Origin of the sequence: Enterococcus sp. DIV0561, assembly GCF_050539875.1 — a bacterium.
Lineage (GTDB): Bacteria > Bacillota > Bacilli > Lactobacillales > Enterococcaceae > Enterococcus > Enterococcus faecalis.
Window position 1 is genome coordinate 2,325,128 of the sequence record NZ_CP172927.1, and the last position, 17,550, is coordinate 2,342,677.

The 17,550-nt window shown below is 36.8% G+C and carries 20 protein-coding genes; 5 read left to right on the forward strand and 15 right to left on the reverse strand.

The window, feature by feature from the left end; all coding sequences use genetic code 11:
- The first annotated feature begins 66 nt into the window (after positions 1 to 66).
- Positions 67 to 789 carry a MurR/RpiR family transcriptional regulator gene (locus tag IGM13_RS11095; protein WP_002407921.1) on the forward strand — a complete coding sequence of 241 codons (723 nt, stop codon included), beginning with the start codon at positions 67 to 69 and terminating at the stop codon, positions 787 to 789.
- Positions 790 to 881: 92 nt separating this feature from the next.
- Here the strand turns inward: IGM13_RS11095 and IGM13_RS11100 are convergent, their stop codons facing one another.
- From IGM13_RS11100 to rpmG, 4 genes are all read right to left on the reverse strand, one after another.
- Entirely contained in the window at positions 882 to 1,769 is an 888-nt protein-coding gene (locus IGM13_RS11100) for an alpha/beta hydrolase (RefSeq protein ID WP_002419267.1), read from the reverse strand.
- Between the two features lie 110 nt (positions 1,770 to 1,879).
- The gene (nusG, locus tag IGM13_RS11105; protein WP_002384070.1) at positions 1,880 to 2,425 is read right to left on the reverse strand and encodes a transcription termination/antitermination protein NusG; all 546 of its coding nucleotides are present in this window, start codon (positions 2,423 to 2,425) and stop codon (positions 1,880 to 1,882) included.
- A gap of 124 nt (positions 2,426 to 2,549) precedes the next feature.
- The gene (gene secE / locus IGM13_RS11110; protein ID WP_002356409.1) at positions 2,550 to 2,720 is read right to left on the reverse strand and encodes a preprotein translocase subunit SecE; all 171 of its coding nucleotides are present in this window, start codon (positions 2,718 to 2,720) and stop codon (positions 2,550 to 2,552) included.
- Positions 2,721 to 2,740: 20 nt separating this feature from the next.
- A complete protein-coding gene (rpmG, locus tag IGM13_RS11115; protein ID WP_002356408.1) occupies positions 2,741 to 2,893 on the reverse strand; it encodes a 50S ribosomal protein L33 in 153 nt (50 codons plus the stop codon).
- Positions 2,894 to 3,178: 285 nt separating this feature from the next.
- Between rpmG and cbpA the strand changes: the two genes are divergently transcribed.
- The gene (cbpA, locus tag IGM13_RS11120) at positions 3,179 to 3,817 is read left to right on the forward strand and encodes a cyclic di-AMP binding protein CbpA (RefSeq protein WP_002365057.1); all 639 of its coding nucleotides are present in this window, start codon (positions 3,179 to 3,181) and stop codon (positions 3,815 to 3,817) included.
- 73 nt (positions 3,818 to 3,890) lie between these two features.
- On the opposite strand, the gene murB is transcribed toward cbpA, so the two are convergent.
- Both murB and IGM13_RS11130 read right to left on the reverse strand, forming a co-directional pair.
- Positions 3,891 to 4,778, reverse strand: a complete 888-nt coding sequence (gene murB, locus IGM13_RS11125; RefSeq protein WP_002419268.1) for a UDP-N-acetylmuramate dehydrogenase — start codon at positions 4,776 to 4,778, stop codon at positions 3,891 to 3,893.
- An 86-nt stretch (positions 4,779 to 4,864) separates the two neighbouring features.
- Complete coding sequence (locus IGM13_RS11130; protein ID WP_002419269.1) at positions 4,865 to 5,779, reverse strand: Gfo/Idh/MocA family protein; 915 nt, start codon at positions 5,777 to 5,779, stop codon at positions 4,865 to 4,867.
- A gap of 206 nt (positions 5,780 to 5,985) precedes the next feature.
- Here IGM13_RS11130 and IGM13_RS11135 point away from each other — a divergent pair, with 206 nt between their 5' ends.
- The 3 genes from IGM13_RS11135 (at position 5,986) to IGM13_RS11145 (ending at position 8,019) form a co-directional block, all read left to right on the forward strand.
- Positions 5,986 to 6,741 (forward strand): exodeoxyribonuclease III, encoded by a 756-nt coding sequence (locus tag IGM13_RS11135; RefSeq protein ID WP_002419270.1) that lies wholly within the window; start codon positions 5,986 to 5,988, stop codon positions 6,739 to 6,741.
- A 33-nt stretch (positions 6,742 to 6,774) separates the two neighbouring features.
- Positions 6,775 to 7,308: a 3'-5' exonuclease gene (locus IGM13_RS11140; RefSeq protein WP_010713133.1), complete on the forward strand. Its 534-nt coding sequence runs from the start codon at positions 6,775 to 6,777 to the stop codon at positions 7,306 to 7,308.
- 120 nt (positions 7,309 to 7,428) lie between these two features.
- A complete protein-coding gene (locus IGM13_RS11145) occupies positions 7,429 to 8,019 on the forward strand; it encodes a hypothetical protein (RefSeq protein WP_002419271.1) in 591 nt (196 codons plus the stop codon).
- Positions 8,020 to 8,118: 99 nt separating this feature from the next.
- Here IGM13_RS11145 and IGM13_RS11150 read toward each other — a convergent pair whose 3' ends face one another.
- The 9 genes from IGM13_RS11150 to dltC all read right to left on the reverse strand — a co-directional run bounded on the left by IGM13_RS11150 (position 8,119) and on the right by dltC (position 17,544).
- Entirely contained in the window at positions 8,119 to 9,801 is a 1,683-nt protein-coding gene (locus tag IGM13_RS11150) for an FAD-dependent oxidoreductase (RefSeq protein WP_010827704.1), read from the reverse strand.
- 96 nt (positions 9,802 to 9,897) lie between these two features.
- Positions 9,898 to 10,461: an alkyl hydroperoxide reductase subunit C gene (gene ahpC, locus IGM13_RS11155; protein WP_002367212.1), complete on the reverse strand. Its 564-nt coding sequence runs from the start codon at positions 10,459 to 10,461 to the stop codon at positions 9,898 to 9,900.
- 240 nt (positions 10,462 to 10,701) lie between these two features.
- The gene (locus IGM13_RS11160) at positions 10,702 to 11,391 is read right to left on the reverse strand and encodes an O-methyltransferase (protein WP_002381418.1); all 690 of its coding nucleotides are present in this window, start codon (positions 11,389 to 11,391) and stop codon (positions 10,702 to 10,704) included.
- Between the two features lie 612 nt (positions 11,392 to 12,003).
- Positions 12,004 to 13,008: a lipoate--protein ligase gene (locus tag IGM13_RS11165; RefSeq protein WP_002356394.1), complete on the reverse strand. Its 1,005-nt coding sequence runs from the start codon at positions 13,006 to 13,008 to the stop codon at positions 12,004 to 12,006.
- 32 nt (positions 13,009 to 13,040) lie between these two features.
- On the reverse strand, positions 13,041 to 13,781 hold the full coding sequence (locus IGM13_RS11170) for an MBL fold metallo-hydrolase (RefSeq protein WP_002356393.1): 741 nt from the start codon (positions 13,779 to 13,781) through the stop codon (positions 13,041 to 13,043).
- Positions 13,782 to 13,926: 145 nt separating this feature from the next.
- Positions 13,927 to 14,718 (reverse strand): DUF975 family protein, encoded by a 792-nt coding sequence (locus tag IGM13_RS11175; RefSeq protein ID WP_002381417.1) that lies wholly within the window; start codon positions 14,716 to 14,718, stop codon positions 13,927 to 13,929.
- Positions 14,719 to 14,738: 20 nt separating this feature from the next.
- The gene (locus tag IGM13_RS11180; protein ID WP_002367214.1) at positions 14,739 to 15,821 is read right to left on the reverse strand and encodes a M42 family metallopeptidase; all 1,083 of its coding nucleotides are present in this window, start codon (positions 15,819 to 15,821) and stop codon (positions 14,739 to 14,741) included.
- Positions 15,822 to 16,033: 212 nt separating this feature from the next.
- The gene (dltD, locus tag IGM13_RS11185; protein ID WP_002419273.1) at positions 16,034 to 17,308 is read right to left on the reverse strand and encodes a D-alanyl-lipoteichoic acid biosynthesis protein DltD; all 1,275 of its coding nucleotides are present in this window, start codon (positions 17,306 to 17,308) and stop codon (positions 16,034 to 16,036) included.
- Positions 17,308 to 17,544 carry a D-alanine--poly(phosphoribitol) ligase subunit DltC gene (gene dltC, locus IGM13_RS11190; protein WP_002356389.1) on the reverse strand — a complete coding sequence of 79 codons (237 nt, stop codon included), beginning with the start codon at positions 17,542 to 17,544 and terminating at the stop codon, positions 17,308 to 17,310. Before dltC ends, dltD begins: the two co-directional genes overlap by 1 nt.
- Positions 17,545 to 17,550: the final 6 nt, after the last annotated feature.

Below are 17,550 nucleotides of genomic sequence, written 5' to 3' on the forward strand. Positions count from 1 at the left end.
ATTTTTTTATTTTTTGATACCTTTTTCCCACAAAATTATTTATAATCTGATAAAGGAGGTTTGCTCATGAACTTAGATTACTTAAAAGAAACGTATCATTTAACGAAAACAGAAAGTCAGATTTTGTATTATTTGGATCAACAAAGTACGAACGCGGCCGATTTAAGTATTCGAGAAGTTGCCAAACACTGCTTTTCTTCGCCTAGTTCCATCATTCGTTTAGCCAAAAAATTAAATTTATCAGGTTATAATGAACTTATTTACAAATTAAAAGAAGCCCATTTTTCTCAGCCAATCCCTTTTGAAACAGCGCCTTCATTTGAAACAACCAACGAGTTTTGTCGACTGCTTGCCAAACACAAGAGTCATTTATTTGTTATTTTAGGTCATGACTTTTCACGACATTTGGCGGCTTACATTAGTGAAGTTTTCAATTTTCATGGCATCCCCAGTATCACAACAGCCCATACTCATTCGATAAATAGTCAAAATAATCAGAATTTTCTTTTTATCATTCTTTCACATTCTGGTGAAGAAAAATACCTAAAAGAAACAGCTCTGCTTGCGAAAGAGAAAAAACATCCTATCATTTCTTTTGTTGGTGCCAAAAATTCAACTCTTGGTCGACTGGCAGATCTCGTTTTTTCAACTGACTCTTACAGCCCGTTTTCAACAAGTGTCGCTCAGCCACAAATGTTTTTTGGCCAAACATTAATCACCTTTGAAGCCTTGATTTGTGCTTATTTAAATCATGAGGATTACATTCCAATATCTCCTAAAAATAAATAATTTTATTTATTATAGCTGAAAAAAGCTATTTCGCTAGCCCAAGTATAGAAAAAGGCACATGTTCCATTTTTTATGGAACATGTGCCTTTTTGCTATTTTTTACTCGGCCATAGAAATTCAATTAGCAATTGATCTACTTCAGGATTTTCATGTAATTGGCTATGTTGTGCATTTTCTCCTTTAATAATCTGGCTAGTGACTTGAGTTCCTCGCTGTCTTAGCAAGGCGTTGACTGCTAAGGCACTAGATAACGGTACCGTTCCATCACTTAAATCTGTTGCACTTAATTGACCACCAATTAATAAAATGGGCAGTTTTTCTGGAACAACATTAATCATCTCTTGATAATCCAAATAGCGGCTACTTTTTTCTGTGGGGCCATTTTCTAGTTCCGTTTCGATGGTTTGCTGTTGACTCGTATCAATAAAATCATTGAAAGGTGCTCCAATGCTGACAAATTTTTCAATTTTAGGTAACGATGTGTCTTGCCCATAGGTTCCTAAATAACGTAAACCACTAACACCACCCATAGAGTGCCCGACAATATTGGCTTTGTTCACTTGATAATTTTTTTGTAAATAGAGTAATGTGTTTTTTATCCATTCTGTTTGATTCCATTCATTGTTTTTATTATCTTCAAATAGAACTTGAACACTGGGATTCGTCGCTTTGCCACTTAAAGCTCCTCGCTCTTTAACCACGGTCCCATCAGGTTTAACGAGTAGCACTAATTCTTGAGTTGTGGCACCTTGTTTCTCCAAGCGATGCAGTAACGAGCCAAACGAATTTTTAGTTCCTGCGTAACCATGAAAAAAAAGTGTTGGTGTTGTTGTGCGGTTTAACTCAACAGTTGCTTCTTTTGTGGCGGCTTGATTGTCATTCTTCGTGGTTGCCCCAATTTGGCAAGCACTTAATAATAGAACAAGACCCATTAGCAAAGAAAAATAACGATATTTTTGGGCATGTTTCATTTTTTTCATTCCTTTCTGCGATGAACTAAAAAAGGGCTTGGGAAAGAAGTCAGTTGACTGCTTTTCCAGACCCTACAATCTGTATCAATCAGCTGAACAATAGTTTGTCAGCTTGTTTATTAATCAATGTTATCGACTTGTTCAAAGTCTAATTCTGTACTTGTTTCACGACCAAACATATCGATGTTTACTTTTAATTTTTGTTTTTCTTCATCGATTTCTGTCACAACACCTTCAAGACCAGAAAAGGCACCTTCGATAATTTTCACTGTATCGCCTAGCGCTACTTCTAAGTCTGATTGACGGGTGCTCATGCCAATTGAACGTAAAATGTGGTTAATTTCTTCTTGTAATAAAGGAGCGGGTTTACTACCGGCACCATGTGAGCCTACAAAACCAGTTACGCCTGGCGTATTACGAACAATATACCAAGAATCATCGGTCATAATCATTTCCACTAACACATAACCAGGGAAAGTTTTATGAACGATTTCTTTTTCTTTACCATTTTTGACTTCTTTTTCTGTTTCTTCTGGTACAACGACACGAAAAATATAATCGCCCATCCCCATGCTTTGTGCACGTGATTCAATGTTTGCTTTTACTTTATTTTCATAGCCTGAATAGGTGTGCAATACGTACCAATTTCTTTCAAAAGTTTCCATTACTGATTCGGCTCCTTTAAATGTTTTAGTTTATTTTTTTCGAGCAAATAAAAAAAGCTCAGTTTCCCGAAGCTTTTTCTCGAATACTATTATAGCACCCCTCGTCGGGAAATACTAGAATTAATTATTTTAAAATCCAGCCAAATGCCGTTTGGATAACAGTATCCATGATAAAGAACAATGCTGCAAATAAAATAGATGTTTCAATTACAACTAATGTATCTTTACGCAATTGTTTTTTTGTTGGCCAAGTTACTTGCTTCATCTCATCAGCAACGCTGCGGAAAAATTTCATGTTGATACCCTCCTCTAAATCTATTTCGTTTCTTTATGTAACGTGTATTGATTACAATATTTACAGAATTTATTGATTTCTAAGCGTTCGCCACGTTTACCTTCACTAACGGATTTAGAATAGTTGCGAGAGCCACAAACGGAACAAGCAAGAGCTGCTTTCTTTGTTGCCATGTTCTTCGACCTCCTCTATTCACAAATTTACTTCTTAACAGTACCATTATTCGAAAAAGTTGTCAAAGTTTAATTTACTTTTTAAAGAAGCGCCGTGCCGATTCTTACGTAATTTTTCACCATTATCGCGAATACGTGCTTGATTTCTTTTACAAAATATCTGATTTTTCTTTATTTTCTATTTATTTTAACAAAATTGCTTTTATTCTGAGGTCTCAGCTATTGTTTTCTGCTAAGTTATGATATGATAAATTTATTAAAAATGAACCCTTAGGAGGCCTGTTTATGTTATTAAAATCTGTAGTTATTAAAAAAGATAATTTAACAACCGTCAATGAATCTTGTACTCTAGAAGAAGCTCTTTCTATTTTAGAAGACTCAGGTTACCGTTGTGTCCCAATTTTAGACGAATCTGGAAAAATTTTCCGAGGAAATATTTATAAAATGCATATTTACCGCCATAAAGCAAACGGTGGCGATATGAGTTTACCTGTTACCTATTTGTTAAAAAATGCCACAAAATTTATTTATGTCAACACTTCATTTTTCAAGGTATTTTTTACTATTAAAGAACTACCTTACATTGCTGTTTTAGATGAAAATAATTATTTTTACGGCATTTTAACACACAGCACCTTATTAAATATTTTAGCGCAATCTTGGAATGTAAAACAAGGGAGCTACGTTTTAACAATTGCTTCAGTTGGTCAACAAGGCGACTTAGCAGCCATTTCAAAAATCATTGCCAAATATAGCAGCATCGCCAGCTGTATTACATTGGATGTTGATAGTGAAGAATTTGTTCGTCGCACACTTATTACTTTACCAGCCGGCACAACTGCCGAAACGTGTACAGCCATTGTAGAACATTTAGAGCGGAAAAACTTTAAAGTTGTAGAATTGGAAAATTTAGAAGACGAGTAAAATTTACGATCTTTATCTTAGGATTTAAAGCTAGGGAGGCAAGTCAAAATGACTTACCTCCCTAGCTTATTTTTTAGACTTCTTCACCAATAATTCGAACTTCCGTTTGCAATTCAACATCAAATTTTTCTTTAATCACTTCTTGGATATGTGCAATTAATTCCACATAATCTGTTGCGGTTGCATGATCGATGTTAACAATAAATCCCGCATGCTTTTCGGAAATTTGAGCACCGCCCCATTTTAAGCCTTGTAAGCCAGCGTCTTGGATTAATTTCCCTGTAAAATGACCAACAGGGCGTTTAAAGACACTGCCACAAGAGGGATACTCTAGCGGTTGCTTCAGTTCACGAAGTTCCGTTAATTCATCCATTTGGGCTTTAATTTCTGCATGGTTTCCTTTTTCTAAAGCAAACGTTGCTTGCAAGACAATGCAATGTAATTCTTGAATTTCACTATGACGATAACGGAAATCCAGGTCTTCTTTCGTCATTGTTTGGATAGTTCCATCTGCCAACAGCACTTCTGCAGACTGGAAAACATCTTTAATTTCCCCGCCATATGCTCCAGCATTCATATAAACAGCACCGCCGACACTTCCTGGAATGCCACAAGCAAATTCAAAACCAGTTAAATCAGCTGCTAAGGCTTCGTAGGTTGTATCAATCAGCTTGGCACCAGCATCCACAATCATGGTGGTACCGGCTACTTTGATTTCTTTCATTTCTGTTAGCATAATCACGACATCGCGAATACCGCCATCACGAACAATCAAGTTGCTAGCATTGCCTAATACTAACCATGAAAGTCCTTGTTCTCGGCAATACGCCACAATCTCTTCGACTTCTTTTTTTGTTTTGGGTAAGGCCAACACATCAGCTGGGCCGCCTGTTTTGGTAAAGGTTACGTTTTTTAATGGTTCATCTACTAATAAAGTAATTTCGTTTAATGTTTCTAACATAGCTTTAGTGTTCACGAAAGTTAGTCCTTTCTTTTCAAAATATCTGTCTTATTCTAGCATGATAGAAAGAAAGTTGCTAGTCCTCTTTAAAGAACATGCCGTTGTTGTTGGCGTAGCATTTCTTCACATAACGCATGACTTTCATAGACTTTTTCTTGTTTTAACTCTTGCTCTTGCGGTTTTTGAATGGCCTGGATGAAAGCAGTAACCATTTGGTAAAAACCTCTTTTTTCCAATGTTGGCGTCCAATCTCCCATCTCTTTTACTTGGTATTCTTCTTCTGTTTGGATGGTCAAATGCGTTAAATTTTCCAAGCGATAAGTACCTGTGGGGCTGGTGACTTCAAAAGTTTCAGTATTGGCCCCAGAGTGTAAATCCATGGAACAAACAATCGTTGTCTGTTCGGTTTCTAATTGTAAAATTGCTCGTTTTAAATAACCGTTTTCTTCCACTAATTTTGACTGCACCACGTGGAGCGGTCCTTCCGCTAAATAAACTGCGGTATCAACGACATGTAAAAATAAATCATACATCATAAAACTTGTTTCTCTCGTTGTATTGATGCGGTTCTTTTTAATAAAAATAGTTTGTTTTTCAGGAATATTTTTCAATACTTCCGTATAAGGGGCAAAACGACGATTGAAACCAACCATCAGACACAGATTTTTTGCTGCTGCCAATGCTTGTAATTCTTTGACTTCAGCAAGCTCTTCACTTAAAGGTTTGTCCACAAAGACGTGAATACCAGCCTGTAATAATTGGCGAACGACTGCACCATGCACTTTTGTGGCTACATGGACAAAACAAGCATCAATCTTTGCTTCAATCAATTCTTCTATGGTCCCAACGGTTTCTGTAAAGCCATACTGATCAGCGATTTTTTGTCGTGTTTCTGGGTTTCTAGTTGCTAACACAAACTCTGCCAAATGGCGGCATTCACTATAAGTTGGCAAATACGCTTTTTGTGCAATATTTCCTAAACCAATGACTCCAATTTTCATTCGTTTGTCCTCATTTCTGCTCTTTTTACTATTTTATCATAGACTACTTCTTTCCAAAAATCAGTCATTTTCTCTTTTTCTTTTCAAGTATTTAAAACTTCTTTAAAAAGTATTAGAATAGAAGAAAGCACCAAGCGACCTTTTCTTTGGTTCTGGTTTGCACTGAAACGAGCAAAAGCGTTTCTTATTTGAAAGGAGTTTCAACAATGAAATGTATTTCTTGGAATGTCAACGGCTTACGAGCGGTTGTTAAAAAGAATTTTATGGATGTTTTTAATGAATTAGATGCAGATTTTTTCTGTTTACAAGAAACAAAATTACAAGCTGGGCAAATTGATTTAGAACTTCCTGGCTATCATCAGTATTGGAATTACGCCGAAAAAAAAGGCTATTCTGGCACAGCAATTTTCGCTAAAGAAGAAGCGTTAAGTGTTCGCTATGGCTTAGGTATCGAGGCTCACGATCAAGAAGGCCGCGTGATCACTTTAGAATATCCAGAATTTTTCATAGTCACTTGCTACACACCAAACTCACAAGCTGAACTAAAGCGTTTAGCTTATCGAATGACATGGGAAGATGCTTTTAGTGCCTATTTAAACGAATTAAATCAAGAAAAACCCGTAATTCTTTGCGGTGATTTAAACGTAGCTCATCAAAATATTGATTTAAAAAATTGGAAAACCAATCAAAAAAATGCGGGGTTCACGCCTGAAGAACGGCAAAAATTTACTGATTTATTAGACAGTGGTTTCACTGATACATTCCGTTATTTTTATCCAGAAGCTGAGGGCATCTACTCATGGTGGAGTTATCGCTTTAATGCACGAAAAAATAACGCAGGTTGGCGGATTGACTATTTCGTTGTGTCAGAATCCTTGAATGAGCGTTTAGTCAGTGCTAAAATCCATACAGATATTCTTGGTAGTGATCATTGTCCAGTGGAAGTTGTACTTGATTTTTAAGTGTTACTCAACGCGTTGAAAGGAGTTTTTTTAATGAACTTTTACGCTTTTGACTTTGAAACAGCTAGTTATGATAAACATAGTGCCTGTTCCATTGCAATTGTTAAAGTAGAAAATAGTCGGATTGTGGATGAATTTTACACGTTAATCAAACCAGAAACACCTTTTTTCTGGCGAAATACGCAAATTCACGGCATTCATGAATCAGATGTTGCCAATGCGCCCAAATTCCCTGAAGTATGGCAACAAATTCAGCATTGTTTTCAGCCAAATCGGTTAGTGGTCGCTCACAACGCAAGTTTTGATTGTAGCGTTTTGGCTGGCTGTTTAGATTACTATGGCTTAGAACAACCTAATTACCTTTCTTTATGTACTGTCAAAACGAGTCGCAAACTGTTTCCTGAATTTCCTAATCATAAATTAAATACCGTTTGTGAAAACCTCAATATCACTTTAAATAATCATCATGATGCTTTAGAAGATAGCCGTGCTTGTGCCGAAATTCTTTTACAGCAAGAACAACGATTTGGGGTTGAACCTTTAAAAAAATTAGTATTGGTGAAATAATCCAGTTCTTGTTTCCAGCGAAGGCGTTATCTCTTTCATTGGCTAGTTGGCTGGAGATAACGTCTTTTCTTTTACATAACTTTTCCGCTAAAACAAAAATTTTTCAGAAAGGACGCGATGATGTATTCGATTCTTTACTTATTCACAGACTCTCTCAAAAATGCGTGGCGCTCAAAAAACCAATTTAGTACGTTGATTCTTATCTTTATTATTAGTTTTCTGACTTTTTCTGCTCTATTATTGACTTTGTTGTTTTCTCGATGGCTTTCACAAATGATTCTTCTTGATAATTATGCAGTGATTCCTCCCTTGAAAATTTTCAGAGGTTTGGCTGGAATCAGCACTGGAACACTCTTTTTCTTCCTGATTAGTTATATTTGCCGAGCTTTCTTCCTAACTTTTTTAGAGCAAAAAAACGACTTACTGATCTTAGCTCTTTTAGGTACGACAAAATTACAAATTTTAATTAGCTATGCCTTACAACCCCTCTATTATTTGATTTTTATTTTGCCTTTAGCCGCTTTTCTAGCTAATAAGTTCATTCAACAGTTTATCCATGATTTTTTCAGCGAGGTGCCTGGTTTAATGCATATCGATAGCTACATGCAAGGTATCTTTTTACCACTAACAGGAAGCCTATTGTTCATTTGCTGTTGTGTCTTTTTAATTCTTTTTAGGAAACTCAATCGCTTAATCAAAAAAGGTACTTGACTAACTATGCGAAAAAAGTGAGAAATACATCATCTCGACGTATTTCTCACTTTTTTGAATGACTTAGGTCTTTAGGCTATTTACTTTTTTCCGCCTCTTTTAAGCCAAGGCTTCAATAATTTCGGTCATTGTTTTTGAACCAAAAATCATTTGTTCGCCATCAATCAGCATTGCTGGAACGCTCATAATTTTCTTTTCTTTTTTCAACTCTGGAAATAGACTAATGTCCACCATTTCTGCTTCAACATGAGGATTAATTGATGCAATCCGTTGGCAAGCGGCCACGACATCGGGACAGAAATGACATGTTAGTGAAACAAAGATTTCTATTTTTCTTTTTGGCAATGCAAGTATGTTCTTTTGCAGACTTGCTTCTAACGGCTGTCCCTCGCTGCCGACATTATAAACTGCCAAAACCAACGAGTTTACTTCATGGCCACTAGGAATACCACTAAATTTAATTCCTGTATAGTTTCCTGCCGCATCTAAGAGCACAACGCTAGGCATTTTTTCAATCCCATACAGCAATTCTTTGGCTGGCTCAGTATCTTTCAAAATCGTTTCTAAAGTAATCTTCTGATCCAGACTTGCAAATTCTGTTAAGAATGACTGAAGTTCCAATGATTTTTCATCACTTGCATCCAAAAACTGAAGCAATGTCACTTTTTTGGTTAGTTTAGCGAAAATACCGCTTAATTGTTGGCGCATACTTTCTGGGAACCACTGATGCTTACCAGTAACTTTCGCTGGCTGTTTTTCTTTTGATTGCTGACTGTTTGTTTCAGGGGCAGATTGATTAGCTAATCGTTCAGTCATTCGCTTCGTTACAATCGGTTGGCCCGCCTGTGTTTTTTGTTCTGTCACGTAACGTTGCGCATGAGTGGCGGCAATTGCACCGTCTGCAACCGCCGTCACAATTTGACGTAATTCTTTTATTCGTAAATCTCCTGCTGCATAAACGCCAGGAATATTGGTTTCCATATTCTCAGTTGTTGGCACATACCCACGGTCTAAAGCAATTTTCCCTTCAAAAATTTCTGTACTTGGTTTATTTCCAGCAAAAACAAACAGACCAAATGTACTGTCTTTTGGTGCTTCATAAACCGTTTCTTCTCCCGTCTGGTTATTGACAAACACAGCTTTCCGGACAAAATCATCTCCCGTAATTTCTTTCACTTCTGTGTTATAAACAATCTTAATTTTCGGGTGATTTTTGGCCGCCTCCGCAGTTAATTTTGCACATGTAAAATCAGGTTCTCGGATAATCATCGTTACTGATTTACCGTAACGTGTCAAATAAACGGCCTCTTCCGCTGCTGCATAACCGCCACCAATCACAAAAATATCTAGGCCTTGGAAAAACTCCCCATCACAAGTAGAACAATAGGCCACGCCGCGTCCTGTAAATTCACTTTCACCAGGGAAACCAATTTTACGAGCAGAGGCCCCTGTCGCAATCAATACTGCATATGCTTGGTAGGTTTGACTCGCCGATTGAACAGTTTTTATCGTTTGACTAAAATCAACATCAATAATCTCGTCTTTTGTAAAAGCTACACCGAAGTCTTGTGCTTGAATGCGCATTTCTTCCATTAGTTCTGGACCTGTTGTGTGACGAATCGCTGGATAGTTCACAATTTCAGAAGTCGTCGTTACTTGTCCGCCAATTTTGTCTTTTTCAATAATTAAGGTATCCATCATTGCGCGACCTGCATAGATACCTGCAGATAAAGCAGCTGAGCCCCCACCAATAATAATCAAATCGTAGATTTCTTCTGTCACTTGCTTCTCCTCTTTCTTCTGTGTTTCAGAAAAAGAGCTGAACAAAACATTTTCTCTGTTTTATCCAACTCTTTGACCTCTATTTACAAAGCGAATTTAAATTTTACCAACTAAATCTAAGCTTGGCGCAATTGTTTCTTCTCCTGGTTGCCAATTGGCTGGACAAACTTTATCACCATGTTCTGCTACAAATTGAGAAGCTTCTAATTTACGAACAAGTTCTTCAGCATTACGACCAATACCCATGTCGTTGATTTCATAAGATTTGATGTCACCTTCTGGACTCACAATAAATGAAGCACGGTAAGCCATTCCAGAAGCTTCATCTAAAACGCCAAAGAAACGAGCAAGTTGACCGTTGGGATCGGCTAACATTGGATATTTAATTTTTCCAATCGTTTCTGTAGCGTCAGCCCATGCTTTATGCACATAATGACTATCTTCTGAAACAGAGTAAACCTCACAATTTAATTCCTGTAAATGCGCATAATGCTCTTGCATATCCCCTAATTCCGTAGGACACACGAAAGAAAAATCAGCTGGATAAAAGAAGAAAATACTCCATTTTCCTAAAATATCTTCTGTTGATACTCGTGTAAATTCACCATCGTGATAGGCATCACATTCAAAGTCAAAAAGTTTTTGATTAATTAAATTCATTGTCGTTCCTCCTCTGTTTTTTTACTCTTTAAGGATAACAGTTTATAATTATTCCGTCAATAGAATAATTATAAACAAACAAGGTTTTATTAACACATAATACTGTCCTATTGAGAATTTTATGATTATCATTCTCAATTAGAAATAGTGAGATAACTTTTTAAATAACATAAAAAAGAAAGCGAATCATTAAAAGAACTTGCTTTTTAATGATTCGCTTTCTTTTTGTGAAGACATTCTTTAACTATCTAAAATAATCGTTTCTTTCTCTTTGGTAATTAAAATAACTCCATCACCAAGAGGAACTAAAGTAGAAGTTAAATCAGGATGCGCCATGACTACATCTAAAAATTGGTTTAATTTACGATGAATCGCTCGATTTTTTTTCGGTACTTCCTCAGCAGGGTCTAAAATTGTCCCAGCTTGAAATACATCATCCACCATTAAAACGCCGCCAACTGGCAGCAACCGTAAACATTCAGGTAAAAATTCAATGTATTTTGATTTGGCACTATCCATAAAAATAAAGTCATAAGGTCCTTCCAACGTTGGTAGAATCTCAGCTGCTTGTCCTTCTAAAAGAGTGACCTTTTCTTCTAAGTCTAGGCGTTGGTAGGTTTTCTTCGCTTTTTTTATCATTACGTCAAAACGATCAATCGTGGTCACGTGACCATCTTCACCAACAAATTGGGCCATCAAGCTTGAAGAAAAACCAATTGCTGCCCCGATTTCTAAAATATTTTTAGGCTTTAGTTGTCCTAGCAAAAATTGTAGAAAAACTACTGTTTCGTGCGGAATAATCGGCACCCCTGCTTCATTGGCTTCTGCCTCCACGGCACCTAATTCTCCGGGAAGTTTCTTTTGTTTTGTACGCATATACTCAACCAATTCTGGTTTAACGACTGGTCGATGCATCATTTCGTTTCTCATCACTTTCGCTCCTTTTCGTCCCTTTATTATACGAAGTCCTTGTTCCTCTGTAAAGGATTGAAATAGGATTCTTAGTATTTGTTTGAAAATAACCTACACATTCTTAACTTCCTAGCTAAGTGCGGATTACTTTTTGTAAGCACATTTTTTCTTTGTTTCCGCTATTTTTTATTAAGTTTTAATTAGAAAACGTCAAAAAGTAGCCCTCAAGAACATACTTATTGATTTTTTCTCGTTATTTCTTATAAAAATACTTCTACATATGTTAATATTTTCCCTTAAATCACTCTCAATTCTTGCTATTTCAAGCCCCAAAACAAACCTATAACCTTGCTAAAATAAGAAACGTCAAATTTTACTACTTTGTCTGTAAAAATTTGGTATCACAAAAGAAAGGAAATCTTGTATACTCTTTACAGATAGTGATTTATAGTGAAGCACATAACCAAATTCCCGGACTTGACTTGGTTCAAGTACATATGCAGGCGAGCTATTTGATAGTTCCCTGATAAAAATCGTTTCGACGATTTTGCACATAGTACTACCTTTCTAAAAGCTAAAAATTATTTTTTAGCTAGAAAAAAGACAACCGTTTGAAACGGCTGTCTTTTTTTAATAAATTAACCCAAGCAAATCTTCTTTTTCGATATTGCCAAAGTATTTTTTAACGTCAATTTGATCAATGGCTTCTTCTAAAGAAGCTTTATCATATTTCACGCCGGTTAAAATATCTTCAACATCTTTAATTTCACCAAGCCCAAAGAAGTCCCCAAAGATTTTAATTTCTTGAATGGCACCATCTGCCACATTCATTTTCATTTCAATTGAACCAATTGGGAAACGATGGCGACGTTCTAAGTTAAATGCAGGTGATTTACCATAATTCCAATCCCAATTGCGATAGTATTGCTCTGAAATTTTGTTAATAGCCGCCCAGTCTTGATCAGTTAATTCATACGTTTTAACTTGGTCGATCGAATCTACGCCGAAAATTTTCAAAAGAATTTCTTGGCGGAATTCTTCCGTTGTCATCTCTTGTTTATCTTCAGATAAAAATGGTTTAATGTTTGTTACCCGTGAACGAACAGACTTGATACCTTTAGATTCGATTTTATCTTTCCGTACTTTCAATGTATTTACAACTTCATCAATATCACTATCAAACATTAAGGTTCCATGTGCAAACATGCGGCCGTTGGTAGCGTACATCGCATTTCCTGAAAACTTCATATCATTAATCACTAGGTCATTGCGCCCTTTTAATTCGGCACCTTCAACGCCTAAGTCGTGCAATGCTTGAATAATTGGTTGGGTAACTTTCGCAAAATCACGGAAAGAGTTGCCGTCATCTGGCATAATAAAACTAAAATTCAAATTACCATGATCATGATAAACGGCGCCGCCGCCACTTAAGCGACGAACAACATGAATGCCGTGCTCATCTACATATTCTTTGTTAATTTCTTCAATTGTGTTTTGGTTACGGCCAATAATGATTGACGGCTCGTTAATGTAAAATAAAAGGATGGGCTCATCTAAAGGCATTTCTGTTAACAAATATGTTTCAATTGCTAAATTCACTCGTGGGTCATTATTTTCATTCGGTACAAAAATCACAATCGGTTCTCTCCCTTGGTATAGTTACTTTTTTAAATCTCAACTGTTAAATCTGGTTGGGCTAATGTCACTGGAATTTCCGTTCCAGCATAGTTTTGCGCTTCTTCACGTAGTTGTTCCAATGACCCATGTTGTGGTAAATGGGTCAACATCAATTGTTTGACTTGTGCGGCTTTGGCAATTTCACCTGCTTCTCTTGACGTAAAATGTGCATGATGTCGTTCATTACCTTCAAATAAGTACGTATCCGCTAAGAATAAATCCGCGTCTTTTGCAAAGTCTTCAAAACTTGCTAAGTAACCAGAGTCTCCTGTAAAGACAAAGACTTTGCCGGTCGCTTTTTCAACAATCCGCATCGCGTAACAAGTGACAGGATGAATCGTTTCCATGAAAGTAATTAAAAATGGTCCTACTGCCAACTCTTCTGCTTCAAAATACTCTTTCCCTTCGGAAACGTTAGGAAGCGTTAGTTCTTTGAAATGCATTTGATCTTGTGTATGGCCATATATTGGCAAAATAGGAGTCGGTTCCAGCGTTGGATAAAGCTGACGATAATATTGTAAAACACCTAAATCTGCGATATGGTCATGATGATAATGCGACAGAATGACAGCATCTAATTTCAATGGATCTAGATAGTTTTCTAAACGCACTAATGTCGTACTGCCTGCATCAATAAGCAAATGAAAGCCTTCAGATTCTAACAAATAGGAACTCGTTCCTTCTCCTTTGTATGGATAAGCACCTAAACAGCCTAAGACAGTCAATTTCATGTGTGGACAACCTCCTTCAATACGATACTTCCATGTTACCATAAAATAACGGAAAAACGAGGTTAAAACGCTTAAATTTTCACAAAAAGACCAAAGAAAAAACCTGAATCCTTTGTCGAGATAACAAAGGATTCAAGCTTCTTTTTTATTCTTCGGCTAAACCTTTTTCTTCTAAGGCAGTTTGATAAAAACTAGCTAACGCTACATGGTTATAAGGAATCACCCATAATAGACCGATACCAATAGCTAAAAAGCCCACAATATACCAACCAATAAAAGAAAATTGTAAACATAAATATTGCCAAAAACGATTTTTCATTAAATATAACGCCTGTTTCAACGCCATCATAATTGGCAGTTCTGGATTATCAAAACGTAGCCACACAGCAAATTGAAAAACGCCACTCACAAACAAACCAATTAAAAAGATCAAGATAGTGGCAACGCCAAACGCTAGGAAAAAGGAAAAATCATTTAAGAAAAAGGTTTGGATTTCCTCTGGTGTAACTGTACTAAACATCAATTTGAAATACAAGGTTGTCCCTGCACCAAATAAAATTGGTAACAAAAATAACAAACCAATTACACGTTCAAGTACTTTTTGAAGTAGGTTGACCACGAATAGCGGACCATAATATTTTCCTTGAAAAACACTCATTAAAATATTGACCCGCACCTTTTCACCACGCAACACCTTCAAGGCTGCGTAATATAGCGCATAACTTAACGCGAATAAAACAAAAATTTGCAGTAATACTGCGGCAAAACTACTTTGAAAAACTTGATTTTCACCAGAAAATAAATTTTGCACAATCGATGTTAAAAAGCTCTGTAAAACCACTCCTAAGAAAGTTAACCAAGCCATGATCCCCCATTGCCCATCAAGGGCTCTGCGAGCATTGGCACGATGTTGCGAATTTGTTACTAAACTTTTCATTCATTCCATCCTTTCTGAAACTAATAACTAGTCAATTTAGCGACTGTTTCTTTATCTAGACGTTTCACCACTTCTGTGACTAATTTGACTGTGTTGAAATAATCATCTTCATGAATAACTGAGGTATGTGAATGCAGATATCTAACAGGCACCGTGATGGCTAATGATGGAATCCCGTTGCGCGTTAAATGCATGCGGCCAGCATCCGTACCTCCCCCTGTAATCACTGTATATTGGAAGGGAATGTTATTTTCTTCCGCCACTTGAATAACAAAATCACGTAATTTTTTATGCGGAATCATTGATGCATCATAAATCAAAATTTGTGGCCCTTCACCTAAAACAGAGTCGGCTTCTTTAGGTGTCATTCCTGGTGTGTCACCAGCTGTTCCTGTGTCTAAAGCAAACGCTATGTCTGGATTCACAAGATGCGTACTTGTTTGCGCACCGCGTAGCCCGACTTCTTCTTGCACATCACTGCCTGCAAATAAAATATTGGGGTGCCCTTCTGTCGCTAAATTTTCTAAAACTTTTAATGAAACGGCCGTACCAATTCGGTTATCCCACGCTTTTGCCAATAAAAATTTTGTATCATTCATGCGACGATAGTCAATATATGGTGTCACCATATCCCCTGGATGAATCCCCCATTCTGCAACTTGTTGATCGCTACTTGCACCAATATCAATAAACATATCTGCAATCTCATAGGGTTTGTTACGAACTTCCGCTGTTAACACATGCGGTGGTTTAGACCCAATGACACCATGGTAAACCTTACCAGTCGTAGTTTTAATCTGAACTTGTTGGGCCAACATCACTTGCCCCCACCAACCGCCAACGGTTTGAAATTTTAAAAAGCCTTTTTCTGTGATTTGGGTAACCATGAAACCGACTTCATCCATATGCCCAGAAATGTAGACTTTTGGTCCTTCTTTATCACCAACATTTTTTGCAATAATACTGCCAAGGCCATCATATAAAAATTTATCCGCATACGGTGCTGCATACTTTTTAAATAACGAACGTACTTCGTCTTCATTCCCAGCAATCCCTTTAGCACTTGTTAAATCAATTAACATTTTTTCTTCTTTTGCATCCATAAAAATAACTCCCCTCAAAAACCAATTTTATCCATTATACCACGAACTAAAAAAATACTTACAAAAAATAAATTGAGCAACGTTCTCCACTAAAAATAAACGAAAAAACAGCCTGCACGCTCGTTATTCAACGGCAGGTACAGGCTATTTTCATTGTTACGAAGCGCTTCTAGTCCGCTTCAAATACTTGGTACTTAATCCATCTTGCCTTCTTAAAATTGAGGTAAGACCAATGGATTTTGTTGTTGCCAATCTGTCTGATAAAAACGATCATCAATTTGATACGCTAACTTTTTAGACGCAGGTTGTTTCATAAATTCATCTACTTGACGATCAACAGCGAGCCAACCACGCCAACCTAAATGAATCGTGTCCGCCATAAAGTAACGTTCATTACTACATGTTGAGAAGTCAGCAATGTTAGTAAAGCCTTGCTCTTGAAGTTGATATTTCAGCTTGCGTGCTACTTGTTGCAACATATCTTGTGACAAGCCCGTATAGTCCGACCAACGTTTGTTAACAGGTGGGATTACAAATAAAACATCGACATTTTTTTCTGCTAACTGTTCTAACGCAGCTTGGAAATCACCATATTCTGGAGAAAAACGATAATCCCATTTCTTTTGTGAATGAGCTAATTTCGGTAAAACTGGTTTAATCCGTTGGCGATAAAAACCATTACTAATTTCAAATTTATTATTATTTATGGCTTTTGCCGCAATTTTTCCAGCTAGCTGATCTAATTCATTAAAATTATACGTAGCGGGTAATTGTTTCATATCTTTTTCAACAATTGGTTCTCTGCTAACCATGCCAATTTGGCTAAACAATTCATCCTCACGATTCAAGAAACGGAGATTCATTATAAAATAATCTCGTTGAGAGCGTTGGGGAAGTTGCCCTGCCTGCAGATTTGCCAAAGTTTCCATTAAGACTTTGTCTTTTTGAACAACTGGAAATTTGGTCAAACGTTGTGCTAGATATTGGTCACCGCTGGTTAATTCGGTTAAATTAGCTAACCATTGGTAGGTTTGTAATTTTGAATAGTGTGCACCAAAACTATCATTAGGTACACCCTTTTTGACAAACCATTGCGGAGATAAAATAAAGACCGCTTTTTTATTGGCAATCGCATCGCCCATCGAATGAATGACCATCGCTTGGGTTAATGACTGTGTGCCCGCTTCTCCTAGTAAAAACGGTCGGTAGTTCCGTTGATACTTTTCAGAGAGCACACTAGGGTGGAAAGCACTAAATCGACTTAATTCAGAAGAGCCAAAAAAAGGAACATATTTACCAGAAGCCACTGCTTTGTTTTTAATCACATTGCCTTTTAAAACGTTCGGTGCCATTGACGTTGATGCTTCCTTCAACGTTTTTTCGGAAGTTAAATTGATTCTGAACGGTGCAAAAAAGAACACTGCAACCAAGACCGCTGAACAAAGCACTGGACCTAAGATTCTGATTAGTCGTTTTTTTCTAGACATTATTGTAAAGCTTCCACTTGTTGAATGATTTGTTTTGGTGTTCCCCATACTTCACGGTCAAAGTCTGATACAGGAACTTGGATTCCTAATTGTCCTTCAATTTCTACTAATAATTGAACCGTTGCTAAAGAGTCCAATAATCCTTCTTCAAATAATTGAATGTCTTGATTGTTCACAACTTCGTCTGTTCCTGTAATATCTTCTAAAATGTTTAATACTGTTTCTTGAATGTTCATTGTAAA